Source organism: Sphingobacterium corticis (assembly GCF_042684745.1).
In the GTDB taxonomy this organism is placed as follows: Bacteria; Bacteroidota; Bacteroidia; order Sphingobacteriales; family Sphingobacteriaceae; genus Sphingobacterium; species Sphingobacterium corticis.
The window spans coordinates 885,835-899,076 of sequence record NZ_JBHUMA010000006.1 but is presented as its reverse complement, the minus strand read 5'-3'; the positions used below and the strand labels follow the sequence as shown (position 1 = coordinate 899,076).

Genomic DNA, 13,242 nt, shown 5'->3' with positions numbered 1-13,242 from the left:
TTCCTATAAAATTGTTTGTTTAATCTGTGATGTATAAGATAAATTGTGTTTTTGGTCGATTGATTTAAAAATAAGCAGCTTTCCGTTTTGAATAATCTGATGTTGTTCAAAGGAGAAGTCGTAGGTAAATTCAAATTGTTGATCAGAATAAAAATTGCCATCGCACGTCATCGTTTGTGTGAAGAGCAAAACACCATGAGCATCGTATCGCGTTATTTCGTAAAGATTATTTGCCAGTTGGATCAAATTAAACCATGCACCTTCGCCAATTCCACCGATCCATTTTGCATGCACCGGAATATTTGACGGGCGTTCCGAAAATTCCACCATTCCCGGAACTTTATCGCAACCTAATCTTTCCGCACCCGAACGACTAAAATTATCCTTCAACAAACCAAACTGGAAACGCAACGATGCTATTCTTTGCATGGGCATGGCCTGAATTGTTTTTGATTCGTAGCAAAAGATATCTTGCACTTGGGCAGCATTTACGACGTTGCTGGTTGGACTGGCTTTTAAAGATTCCGGATATAGAATTCTTCGACGGCGCGGATCGCTCGTCGGCATGGCTGTAGTTAAAATTTGTGCTACATAGCGCGAACAGCTATTATTGTTGTTTGCTAATGCACCATAGAGAATCGGCCCTTTGCTCACCAGTTCTTCTGCGTAAGTTACAGCGCATTCAAAAGATATCTCTTTGCAAATAGAAAATAGAGTTCGGCCGCCCCCATGTGTTGCTGCTTCTTTATCATGCAGTTCATCGAATATGCTTTGCATATTCATCAAGGATCCGTTGTTGCTGAATAAAGCTTTGGTTTCAATGTTGAGCCTAGGATCGAAGCGAGCGGAGCGGGCCCGACCATATCCGCGTGGCACCAAATAGCGTCCGAAATCAAAATACTTAATCGTTCCACTTGCTCTTTCTACCACTAAAACGGCAGCGTGACCAACACGGAAATTCAAATTTTTGACGATTCCAATTTTAGCAAAAAATGCCATCCACTTCTCGTCGCCGCGCGCGGTCTTATCTGGCCATGAAATGGGAATGGCTATATCATTAAAATGACGGTTACCCATGTTTAGCGATCGCATTTGTGATGTTTATTTCAACTTTGTCGGAATACAACTTGGTCAAATATCGACGTCCGTGGTCTGGAAAAAATAATACAACCTGATCTGTTGATTTAAATCGCATTTCATGATAAAAGCCATGCAAACCGGCTAAAACTGCAGCGCTTGAAAATCCACACCGAAAAGATGTTTCTCGAAAATACCATTGCGCCATCATTTTGGACACGCGTTTTTCCACCTGATAGATTTCATCTACATGTTCTGGGTCGAACGATCCGGGCACGAAGTTTCGACCAATCCCCTCGATAGCATCGCACGGTCGAATGTCTTGCGGTGTAGTTCGGTATGCTAAATAATGTTGAAGGATGGAACCTTTAGGTTCAATGCCCCAAATCTGAGTCGTCGGATTTTGTTCCTTTAGAAAACGTCCCACTCCGGAAATCGTTCCGCCCGTACCAACACCACATAAAAAATGGGTAACCTTTCCACTCGTTTGCTGAAAAATTTCAGGTCCAGTCGTTTTGTAATGCGCGCGAATATTCTGCGTATTATAATATTGATTGGTGAAATATGCATTTGGATCTTTTGCGGCGAAAGATTGCGCTCGAAATTGTGTGGATTGAAAGTCATGTAGACCATTGGAATTATCACAAATCTCAATGGCCGCGCCAGCTTCTTCTAACTTATCGATCTTTTCCTGCGAACAGCTTTTGGAAACAAATATCTTCGCTTTGTAACCTAATTGCTTCGCAATCATGGCTATACCGAGCCCCGTGTTCCCACTGCTGGCTTCTACAAACGTACCGCCCAGCCGAATCCGCTCTCTACGGATAGCATCCTGTATCATAAAATAGGCAGGACGATCTTTAGAAGACATTCCTGGATTATGAAACTCTTCCTTAATAAAAATGTTTGTGCCGTAGAAACCCGACAAAAAATCGCATCGTTTTATAGGCGTATTACCTATCGATGGCGTGATAGAAACCGTATTATTCTCTTCTTGCAAATGCACGTGGCAGGTTCAGTTGTCAAACTATGTGCAATTAGAACGTACTTTTTTTTTATTTGTTTTATGAGTTGGTATGAAGGAGAAGGGTTTTAACGTTTTTTGGCGGACGTGGTTTAAAAAAATGAGAATAATAGCTATTTATGAATGTTGTACGGATTAATTATTGGTAATTAATCCGTACAACATTCGTTTCGAAACTCACTCTTCTCCGTCCGCTTTATCAATGACGTAATCTAGCGCTTCTACGTTAGTTTCTGAGCCTAAATATCCGATATTTTGGTTGATGTTTCCTTTCGGATTTCCATTTATGGCACTAATCGGAATCGGCCATAACACGTGATATGGACTCATACGATATTCGATGCCGAAGTTTGTTTTCACGCCTTTGTTGTAAAAATCGCTTTTGGCCATCACGCGATCGTAGAAGTAATTGCTTTCCGAGAAGTTGGCCAAGCTGTACGTTTTGCCTTCATCGGATGCGATTCCAGTTTTTGCAAATATGTATGAAATGCGTGTGAGCTCGGTTTTTCGAGGTTCTTCATAATACAATTCTCTCGCACGTTCATCCAAGACGGTTCCGATGTTTACCTCCGAAACGGACATAGGAGCAGCGTTTGCTCTCGCTCTTACCGTATTGATATCGCTAACAGCACTTGCAAAATCGCCCTTCCAAACATACGCTTCAGCACGTAGCAGAAGCGTTTCCGCTAAACGGAATACGTACCAATCCGAATTACCGCCTGCCGGTTGAACACGTTGTGGATCTTCTACGAAAAGCTTATAATGCGGCCAGTCGAACCAAAAACGGATTGTATCGGTTGTTAATAATCCACCTTGTGCGTTACGCATCTGAAGGGGTTTACCATAGTTCGGATCGCTGCCTTTTAATGTTGGTGCATTGTACACCAAATCTTCCATTCGCATCCAATTTCCGGGTGCATGTCTTAGGTCAGTGCTATCAGTCCAGAGTCCGTGTTGACTATGCCAAGTTGGTCGAATTCGGCCTATCCCGCGTCCGTATTGCATTACCATAGGGAATTCTACATTCGGTTGGTCAGACATAGCGCGGTTTCCGGCAGGTGTTACAATTCCGGCGTTACTCCAAAATGGCATTCCGTTTCGCATGGATTGTACACCGCCGTCCTGATTTCCATCCAGATTTATACGATCGATAACAAGAAACAAAGCTTCCCGATTATTAGCAAGCGATTTGTTTTGTGGGCGGTGTAAATCCCAAATTACGTTCCGATTAGCATCACTTTGTGTAGATCCAAATCGCGAAGTCATTAAAGAATATGTTCCGCCATTTATTACTTTATTCGCAGATTCGATGGCGTCATCGAAATAGCCAAGTGCCAAATTTACTTTGGTCAATAAATGTCCGACTGCACCTTTCGTAACCTGTCCTTTATTGACATTATCTGGAACCCATTCTTGCGCAAATTCTAAATCTGTTTTCAATTGCTCCAAAATTACTTCGCGTTTCGTACTGTAAAAGTCCAACTTCGGTTCCGTCGCCATAAAAAATACTGCGGGAACGTCTCCAAACTGGTGTACCAATCGATAATACCTCAACGCACGATGGAAATAAGCTGCGCCCAACAAATGATTTTTCTCTGCCTCATCGGTATAATCTTGTGGAACATCAATGTAGTGGATGGTCGTATTTGCGTAGCGAATGCCGCGGAATTGTTCGAGCCAATACCATTCAATTCGATTCTCGTATTCCAAATTATTGAGTTGGCCATCTGGAGTAATTGCTTGGTTAAGATCGATAGCTGGACCTGGCTTATCTGTACTTCCTGATACGGCGATGTCCGAATAAATCAACTCAGTAACGATCGGCGCACCGTCGCCCATAAATTCCATGCGTGCGTTTCGTTCGCAGGAAACCACAGTTGCCCAAAGCGCGGCTGCGCTTTGGAAAGTTTCGTCGGGCGTATAAATAGATAATGGCTTTGGCTCCAAAAAAGAGCGCTTGCAACTTTGCATTGCACCTAGCAAAGCAAGTCCGCTAAATATGCAATACTTTGATAATATTTTCATAAGATGTGTAGCTTCTGATTAAAAATTACAACGATATATCTAGTCCTAATGTGTAAAATCGGGGCGTCGGGCCGGCGCCGTTATCTGGATCCCATTCCGGATCCCAAAATTGCCATTCCGGCGCCCACATTCCTGCATTTCGTACATTTCCAAATACACGTAAGCCACGTAATTTGTAGCGTTGCAATAATTCTTGTGGCACATTGTACGCTAAGGAAATGTTATCTATACGAATGAACGAACGTTTTCTGTATACATTAAATCCAGAAGCACTTCCTTCGTTGGAGTTGATCCGTGCAAACTCATTCGATGGATTCTCCGGTGTCCAATATGGAAATGCATAGCTGTTTCTACGATCGGGAAATCCATCCCGACTTTTTGTGAAATTGAAAGGCGAGGAGTGACCCCATAAAGCATACATGGAAATGGATGCGGAGAAATGTTTCAGAAACTGAAAGTCGTGGCGTAACGACCAGCGGAAGCGTGGCTCAGAGAAACCAATAAACTGGCGATCGGCGTTGCTAAAAACGCCATCATCATTCACATCTTCTAACTGATAATCTCCGGGCTGCAATCCGTAGCGCGCAGCTTGCTCTTCCTGTCCGAGCTGATATACACCGAGCGCTTTCCAATCCCAAATGGCATCAATCGGCTGTCCGATAAACCAACGATTTTGAACGTCATCCAATTCCCGACCGGATGCATCAAAATCCCGATAGATGTGTTTGATCTGATTTCGGTTCACTTGAAATAATCCAGTTGATCGCCAGCTAAAATTTTCTCTTGAAATATTTAAGGAATTTAGCGTAACCTCAAATCCGCGGTTGCGAACTTCGCCTAGGTTATCCATCACATTATCAAATCCAATTACATTTGGTAAACTTCGCAAAACCAATAGATCGGTGGAATTCATTTGGTAATATTCCATGTTTCCCGACAGGCGATCATTTAATATCGAGAAGTCCAAACCAAAGTTATAGGAAGTATTACGTTCCCAACGGAAATTAGGATTTTGCATGCGATCTACGCGTAGTTGGTTCGCTTGAATCACTGTTCCATCTGGTAGCACATACAGGTATTTTCCGGTTGCCAAATCCGCAAGAGCGACGTACATATCGCGGCCGCCTCCAACATCGCGATTACCATTCGTTCCGAAGGAAGCGCGGAGCTTACCGTAATTGAACCAATCCGAATCAAAGAAAGATTCCTCGGTAAATGTCCATGCGCCGGCTATTGAACCAAAATTAGCTCTTGGATGGCGTTGCCCAAAAGCCGAGTATCCGTCTCTTCGATAAGTTCCGGTTACGGTGTAGCGATCCTTCAACGTATATACTACGCGAGCCATCAATGCATCGCCGGTGCTGTATTGATCGTAGCTACCGATGATGGGATTGATTCCGTTTCCAATGCCGTGAAATCCTAAGTCATCATTTGGATCAAAATTGTCGTTTGACATATTGTTATCCCAGTTCTGTAGTTTCTCCGCGTTAGCCAACAAGGTTACATCAAAGCGATGGATGCCAGCGAATTCTTTATTCCAGTTTAGGATATTATCGACTTGCCAAAAGTAGGTGGTTCGTTGCTGTCTGCTTGCGCGACCTCCGAATGTTGCCCAACTTTCGTGCGATGATTTTTCATGATTGTAACGCTCATAAAGCTCTAATCGCGGTGTGAAATTTGTCGTAAATGTGAAACCCAACGGCAATTTCAATTTTGCGAATATGGTGCTATTTAAAGAATTAGTTCGATCGATTCGCTCGGTGTGATATGCGTCGTAGCCGGGATTTATTCCGCCGGAAACTTCGTAGTTTGGGCGCCAAATTAGCTGACCATTTTCATCGTATTGCGTTCCGTAAGGAGACAGCGCGGAAATTTGTCCCCAATCGTGTGGAATCGCACTATCATCGCGAGATACAGCTTGAAGATTCATGCCGACGGACAGGAAGTCGGTAATATTCGCATCCAAATTTACGCGCGTGCGTAATGTTTTAAAACGGTCGCCGACAATAATTCCTTCGTTATCTAAATATCCAGCTCCCACATAATAGGAGATATCGTCATTTTTTCCAGAAACACTTATGTTGTGATCTTGACGAAACCCGCGTTGAAAAACCTGACTGTACCAATCGGTTACGTTGCCGTTCATGTAGTTATCGACTTCGTTAGGTTGTAAATTCAGTCGACGCAACCAAACTCGCGTAGGATCGCCGGATGAATTATCATAACCTAACCAGGTATCCAAACTAATATCGGCAGGCAGATTTCTCGGATCATCAAATTGGAATGGTTGCGCATTTGCATTAATACTTTTAAACACATCCGATCGCCAATTCACAAAATCCTGACCTTGATAAATAGGTTGATCGAGCGCCATGGTAGCCAATCCCATGGTTGTATTATAATTGATCAAAGGCTTTCCTTGCGTACCTTTTTTTGTTGTGACCAATATAACGCCAGAAGCGGATTTTGCGCCGAATACTGCTGCTGCACTAGCATCTTTCAATACATCCACGCTTTCTATATCGGCCGGATTAATATCTTCCCAAGCACCATAATAAATAGCTCCGTCCAAAACGATTAACGGACTTGTCCCAGCATTCAACGACGTTCTTCCTCGAATTTGCAGAGAACCACCGCCTTTTGCACGCGAACTAAATCCTACGTTCAAACCGGCGATGTTTCCACGCAACGCATCGGTCAATTGCGTTGGTGCTTCGTTTTCAATCTTGCTAGCGTTCAACGAAGAAACAGCGCCCGTTACATCACGTTTCCGCATCGTACCATATCCAACAACGACCACTTCGTCGAGATCAGCAGCGGCGGCACCCATCGTCACATCAAGGTTCGTTTGTCCTTGTACACTGCGTTCAATGTTTGGATAGCCGATCAGTGAAAATACGATTGTGGCATTTGGATCAACACCTTCTAAGGTGTACTTCCCATTTTCGTCGGTACTGGTGGCGATGTTTGTGCCTTTTACTTGCACCGTGACGTTGCTTAGCGCGTTGTTTGTTTCTGCTTCCCGAACAAATCCCGTTATTTGAATAGGTTCTTGAGCTTGCGCTAAAAGCGGGATTCCGTTCCACAGAATGCAGAAAAACAACAGTTGGTAGAGGACGTGTACCCGATCGGGGCGCCGCCTAGAGAAAATCATCATAGGGTTGTTTTTAAAGTTTATAAATCAGTTAGTGTGACTGATGTGTATGTCTCCAAGTATTGGACAGTGGAGAACACAAAATCAAATGTAGGTATTCGACACAGCCGGGGATTGCCATATCGTCTCAAAATATCGTGATATAGTCTCAATTAAAAATTGAACATATCACGAATACTTCCCGAAAAATCAATCGGGACTATTTGCGTTTATAGTATTGTAAATAAGTGATTAGGATGACAGCTTCTTTTTAATAATAGCTAGGTTTTCATCTTTTTTCGCTTGGCGATTGGAAATAGCAGTTGCCGTAAAATAGTGATGATTTTCTAGGAATTTCTCTTGCAATCTATTCCAATCGTGTTCCGTTTGTACGATGCCGAACATGGCAAGCTCTTCGTAAAGCTTATCGCCAATGATGAAAAAATCATCGCGGCCAAGATAATCTAAATCAGCGTCTGCCAATATTTCTTCCAAATGATTATTGGGCGATTGGGGAATTTTCGTAGCCATAATCATTCCGCCGATTCGCTCGATGTCTTTAGCCGAATAGCCGTAATTTGGGAGATACGATTCGGCAATTTCACAAGAACGTTTTTCATGCTCTTTGGAGCCGAAAATAAATCCGGTGTCGTGAAACAAAGCTGCCGTTTTCACTAACGTCAATTCATCGCCTTCAATCCCTTCGCTTTTAGCAATGGCTTCGGCCGATTCAATAACATCTTTTACATGTGTTACGCTATGATAGGAAAGGTGTCCGGGAAGTTCATCGCGTAATTTTTGGATAATGATGTCGAACAGTTGATGGTATTTCATGGCGATCAGATTATGATTTTACGTTGTTAATGGCTGACGTTACAAAATACATTGGTATAGCACCTTTGCCCTTAGCTTCAATCAATCCGCGATTTTCAAAGATATAATTATCTTTTACTAATTCGTATGTCGATTCTGAGATGTTGATTTTGCCTGCTGCGCTATTCTGTTCCAATCGGGCAGCCGTATTTACCGTATCTCCCCAAATATCGTAAGCGAACTTTTTCACGCCGACGATTCCAGCAACCAAAGGTCCGGAATGGATTCCAATTCGAATTTGCAAAGCATTTTCTTCGCTCAGTTGAGCTTTTTCGTTTACGTAATCCAAAATATCTAACGCCGCCTTTATGGCTCGCTCGGCATGGTTGGCTGTCTTCATCGGCAAGCCACAAACGGCTAAATATGCATCACCAATGGTTTTGATCTTTTCCAATCCATGTTTTTCCATGATATGGTCAAATGCTGTAAAATCTTCATGCAATTCCTTGATCATTCGCTCTGCACCCCATTTTTCAGAATTCTGCGTGAAATTCACAAAATCCGTAAAGATTACAGAAACCTCTTCGTGATAACGCGTTTTTGTAGATCCATGTTCTTTCAGCTCTTCGGCCACTTCCTGCGGAAGAATGTTTAGTAGCAATTCGTCGGATTTTTGTTTTTCATCCTGCAAATCCTGCGTTCGCGAACGAACCTGATCCTCCAAAACAGACTTCTGATTTTCCAAAATCTGTTGCTTCTCATGTTCCTGCTCCAACGATCGAATGGATAAACGTTTCACTTCCGCCAGCTGTCGTTGTAGGCTGTTACTTGTTTTTCCAAACTGATAGGCCAAATAAGCAGAAATAGAAACAGGAAAGCTAATCAGGATGAATATTAAAGCTTTTCCCGTATGCGTGTCGACGAAGTTATTGATGGGATTGGACTTGCCTAACATGGAAACGAAGAAAAGTAATATCACATATCCGAAACAAGCCAGAATTCCCCCACCGACAATAAATGCCGTTCGTTCTCGGCGAAGCATTGCACGGATAATGATAAATAGCGATTCTATTAAGACAGCAAATAAATACAATGGCACCATAAGCACGCTGATCATAGGAGCGATGAATGATGCTACGAACGCAAAACCGCCGATGCCAAGCATGATGATGCGTCGTATGCGACTTCGTCCAAACAAGGTGTTGGTGAAGCCCGTTAATGTGGTACAAAATACAATTAGCGTAACGAAAATTCCTCTCGCATAAAATACATTCTGCATGATATCCAAGGTGGTATGCATCTTATATATAAAGAAGCATATCAACCCAATAGATAGGTTGTATAAGCCGAAGTATAAGTTGTACCAACCTTTGTAATAGAAGCAAAATAGTAAAATATGCACAAATGCCAATGCGCAGAAAATGCCGCTCAAAGCGGTCAGCACATTCGTGTTTCTGAAGTTCTTTTCAATCGTTTTTTGGTAATACAAGTTAGCATCGCGAAAGGATGTATTGAAGCTTTTAAATGCGCTTAAGAATCCACTGAGCATATTACTCTCTATATCGTTAAATGTATTTACGACGGGCAGGTTTTGGTAACGCACCGCTATTACGTGAATTCCCGTATCGGACACGCTGAAAGATTTGGGGAACCGTTTACTGATTTCTGTCACTTCTGGTTTTCCGGCGCCAATCACACCAACGGAATCCAGCAATTCACCATCTAAATAGATTTCAGATGCACCATTTTGGGATACATCCAAACAAATTGGTGTTTTCAGCAAGTGAGGCGCAACTTTAAATTTCATGCGCAACCAAGAGATACCTTTATCATCGTATGCCTTAACCGCGGATTCACGAAGTTCCCATTGACTATCATCGAAGTTTAATGCTTTAAAAATTGGGTTATCCTCTCCTTTGATCAACCAAATGGAGTCGCTATTTAGTTCGTCTTTTAACCACAATGTATCAATCTGCACAATGTGTGAGCCGTTGCGATCCGTTTTCGTTTGCGCGAAGCTGTTTTGAAATAAGAAAATACCTGCCGCGATAGTTAATAAAAATCGAAAGTAAACGGATGATTTACTTGCAAAGAGCACGTTGTTGTTTAGAAGCATGGTTAACGAGGTTAATCGTGGTTAAATATAGTAAAAAAAGAAACACCTGAAGCGGGGAACTTCAGGTGTTTCACTAACTAACCAATTATTAACCTAAATTATGAATACTAACAATTAATCAATATGCGTGCCAGTAATTAGGCTATTTAGCTATTTTACATTTTTTAACAAACGGGTTATTTCGCTGTTTCTGGATAATGCACAAACTGGAATAAGTTTTTGTCTTTCAAATACTTATTGGCAATTCGTTGAATATCTTTTGCGGTTATGGTTTTCAAACGTTCATCCGACGTCAGCACACGATCGGCATCCAAACCATCAATGCTACTGCTCAACAAATAAGACAACCAAAATCCATTATTACGCAAGTTCTGTTTGCTGGAAAGCAATCGCTCGGCGATGAATTTCTCTACATCTGCTTCGCTTGGACCGTTCTTTTTGATCAATTTGATTTCTTCCTTGGCAGCATTTGTCAATTTGTCAACCAATTGCGGATCCGTAGTGAATGAAATATTCAACGCAAATCTATTTTTCGGATTTTGAATAAGCGAAGGAGAAACATTGATACTATAAACGCCACCTTCTTTTTCGCGTAAGCGCTCAATCAATTTAATATCAATACATGCCGACAAAGCTTGCATTAACAAATTGTCATGTTCTTCATATTTGTAATCACCTAAATATGCCATTGCGACCGTAGATTTCTCTTCTGAACCTTTTCGGATATCTACCGAAATGCCTTTTTTCAATGGATGAGGTCCAGCATCACGGAAGTTTTCTTTTCTACCCAAATTTGGTAACGTGGCGATGTATTGTTCGAGATACGATTCCAATACTTTTTCATCCAAGTTTCCAACAAAAACAAAAGTAAAATCCGAAGCATCTGCGAAACGATCTTTGTAGATTTCCCAAGCGCGATCTAAGTTTACTTGCTCCAATTTTTCGATCGTTGCGCCAGTTCTGCGCTCGTCACCGCGGTAAAGAATATGCGAAATACTATCGGAGAAAATTGCACTTGGATTATTCAAGCGGTTCGCAAGTGAAATTTTTGAACGTTCTATGCTCGCTTTATTAATGTCTTTGTCCAATCTGCTTTGATAGAAGTAAGCGTGAATCAATTGGAACGCCGTTTCCAAACTTTCTTTGTTGGCAGATCCTCGGATGCCTTCGCCAATTTCGTTAATGAACGGTGCCACAGAAACACTTTTTCCATTCAAATATCGACCTAATTGCAGAGAATTGAAGTTTCCTAAACCGCTTGATGTTACGATGGAAACCGCATTGGTAGCGGATTGATAATCGGATTTTTCATACAAGGAGAATCCTCCGGGACTGTAGGATGTGAATTGGATTTCGTCATTCTTGAAATCCGTCGGTTTAACGATTACTTTAACTCCATTACTCAACGTCCAAGTTTTCGTGCCAATTTTCGTATCTTCTTCTCGCTTCGTAATCGATCCAGGAGCAGGCAATTCCTTAATCAATTTATCATCAACAGCTTCTTCCGTGTAAGCCGTTACTTCCTGTTTGGATGCTGTTTCGATCCATGCCAAAATATCAGATTCGGAAGCAGCATCCTCGGAATCTTGTCCCGTAACTAGTACGATATCTCTATTTCCTTCTTGAAAGAAATCCGATGAGTGCGCGATCAAATCTGCAGACTGTATTTCCTCAATGTTTTTGGTTAAAATAGGGTAGACGTAGTCAAACGATGGTGAAGGTGTGCCTTTCAGAAAATGATTGAGTAATTCCTCCACGTAAGATTTCGATGGAGTTTTATCGATTTCGGCCGCATTTCTAGCCAGCATGGTTTTGTAGTTTTCTTTCGCGCGATTGATTTCTGCCTCCGTGAATCCGAATTCTTCTACTTGCTTCAAAACACCATAAACCAAAGCAATCGATTCCTGCAATTTGCCCGGCTTCGGACCAATTTGAATGCTGTTTGATTCCAATCCGCCCAACATAGCGCCGCTACCTATGTTCGCGCTCAAAAATGGCGTTGCCGATTCGCGCAACAATTCACGCAAGCGTGTATTCACCAATTGCGCGTATAAACTTTTGGTCAACGATGTTCTATAATCTCCCGCTTTTACGATATTGAATTCCGGCTTTTTGTACATAATTTGTAAGGAAGTAGAGGTAACTTCCTTATCGCTGAATCCAAGAAAGTGGTTTTCTCCGTTTAGCTCGATTTTCGGAACGAAATGTTTAGGTGCATTTTTTGGATTCTCCAACGGAGAAAAATGTGCAACAATTCGTTTTTCGATTTCTTGTGGATCAATATCACCAACAACGATTAAAGCTTGCAATTCCGGACGATACCAATTACGGTGAAAGCTGCGAATTTCTTCATAGTCGAAGTTTTTCAAAATTTCTTCGGTACCGATCGGCATTCTTTTCGCATACAATGAATTATTGGTCACCAATGGAAACGTTTGTTCTTGGATGCGCGCCGACAAACCGCCGCGTTGACGTTTTTCCTCTAAAATGACACCGCGCTCCTGATCAATTTCCTCCGCTTCCAATAAAGCACCATTCGCCCAATCGCGCATGATTAATAAGCCGTTTTCCAATAGTTCCGGTTGATTTGAAGGGATTGGGAGCTGATAAACGGTTTCGGTGAAGCTCGTATAAGCATTCAAATCTGCTCCAAAACGAACACCAGCTTTTTGCAAGTAATCCACCAATTCATTTTTTGGGAAATGCGTTGTGCCATTGAAGTTCATGTGTTCCAAAAAGTGCGCTAAGCCTTGTTGACTATCCGTCTCCAAAATAGAACCTACTTTGTTGGCCAAATACATGATCACGCGGTCTTTTGGCTCCGAGTTTTGTACAATGTAATAAGTGAATCCGTTCGGTAATGTAGCCACTTTCACCTTTGGATCTAGCGGTAAAGAATCCGTTACGGTTTGCTGCTTCCAGAAGTTTTTTACAGAAAAGGAAGTTTCCGTTTTTAACGTATTGTTGTTCGCTTCCGCGTAATTTGGCAAGCTTGAAACGCTGCTTGCTATCGCTAATAGTAAAATTAATTTACGGTTTAAAGTCATTCTTAAT

7 protein-coding genes are annotated in these 13,242 nt (G+C 42.0%); all 7 read right to left on the bottom strand.

Features of this window, described 5'->3' with window-relative positions; genetic code table 11:
* Positions 1-3 precede the first annotated feature (3 nt).
* The 7 genes from ACFSQ3_RS09880 to ACFSQ3_RS09850 all read right to left on the bottom strand — a co-directional run bounded on the left by ACFSQ3_RS09880 (position 4) and on the right by ACFSQ3_RS09850 (position 13,235).
* Positions 4-1,077: a DUF6695 family protein gene (locus ACFSQ3_RS09880; protein ID WP_380869380.1), complete on the bottom strand. Its 1,074-nt coding sequence runs from the start codon at positions 1,075-1,077 to the stop codon at positions 4-6.
* Positions 1,070-2,083 carry a PLP-dependent cysteine synthase family protein gene (locus ACFSQ3_RS09875; protein ID WP_380869379.1) on the bottom strand — a complete coding sequence of 338 codons (1,014 nt, stop codon included), beginning with the start codon at positions 2,081-2,083 and terminating at the stop codon, positions 1,070-1,072. The genes ACFSQ3_RS09880 and ACFSQ3_RS09875 overlap by 8 nt, the downstream gene beginning before the upstream one ends.
* 195 nt (positions 2,084-2,278) lie before the next feature.
* The gene (locus tag ACFSQ3_RS09870; RefSeq protein WP_380869378.1) at positions 2,279-4,126 is read right to left on the bottom strand and encodes a RagB/SusD family nutrient uptake outer membrane protein; all 1,848 of its coding nucleotides are present in this window, start codon (positions 4,124-4,126) and stop codon (positions 2,279-2,281) included.
* Between the two features lie 25 nt (positions 4,127-4,151).
* Complete coding sequence (locus ACFSQ3_RS09865) at positions 4,152-7,283, bottom strand: SusC/RagA family TonB-linked outer membrane protein (RefSeq protein ID WP_380869377.1); 3,132 nt, start codon at positions 7,281-7,283, stop codon at positions 4,152-4,154.
* 228 nt (positions 7,284-7,511) lie between these two features.
* Positions 7,512-8,093 (bottom strand): HD domain-containing protein, encoded by a 582-nt coding sequence (locus tag ACFSQ3_RS09860; RefSeq protein ID WP_380869376.1) that lies wholly within the window; start codon positions 8,091-8,093, stop codon positions 7,512-7,514.
* Positions 8,094-8,103: 10 nt separating this feature from the next.
* Positions 8,104-10,188 carry an adenylate/guanylate cyclase domain-containing protein gene (locus tag ACFSQ3_RS09855; protein WP_380869375.1) on the bottom strand — a complete coding sequence of 695 codons (2,085 nt, stop codon included), beginning with the start codon at positions 10,186-10,188 and terminating at the stop codon, positions 8,104-8,106.
* 176 nt (positions 10,189-10,364) lie between these two features.
* Positions 10,365-13,235, bottom strand: coding sequence for a M16 family metallopeptidase (locus tag ACFSQ3_RS09850; protein ID WP_380869374.1), 2,871 nt, complete (start codon positions 13,233-13,235; stop codon positions 10,365-10,367).
* Between the last annotated feature and the right edge of the window lie 7 nt (positions 13,236-13,242).

Excerpts from the sequence above, each read along its gene's own strand:
- ACFSQ3_RS09880 (WP_380869380.1), bottom strand. The coding sequence starts at position 1,077 with ATGGGTAACCGTCATTTTAATGATATAGCCATTCCCATTTCATGGCCA.
- ACFSQ3_RS09870 (WP_380869378.1), bottom strand. The coding sequence starts at position 4,126 with ATGAAAATATTATCAAAGTATTGCATATTTAGCGGACTTGCTTTGCTA.
- ACFSQ3_RS09865 (WP_380869377.1), bottom strand. The coding sequence starts at position 7,283 with ATGATGATTTTCTCTAGGCGGCGCCCCGATCGGGTACACGTCCTCTAC.
- ACFSQ3_RS09860 (WP_380869376.1), bottom strand. The coding sequence starts at position 8,093 with ATGAAATACCATCAACTGTTCGACATCATTATCCAAAAATTACGCGAT.
- ACFSQ3_RS09855 (WP_380869375.1), bottom strand. The coding sequence starts at position 10,188 with ATGCTTCTAAACAACAACGTGCTCTTTGCAAGTAAATCATCCGTTTAC.
- ACFSQ3_RS09850 (WP_380869374.1), bottom strand. The coding sequence starts at position 13,235 with ATGACTTTAAACCGTAAATTAATTTTACTATTAGCGATAGCAAGCAGC.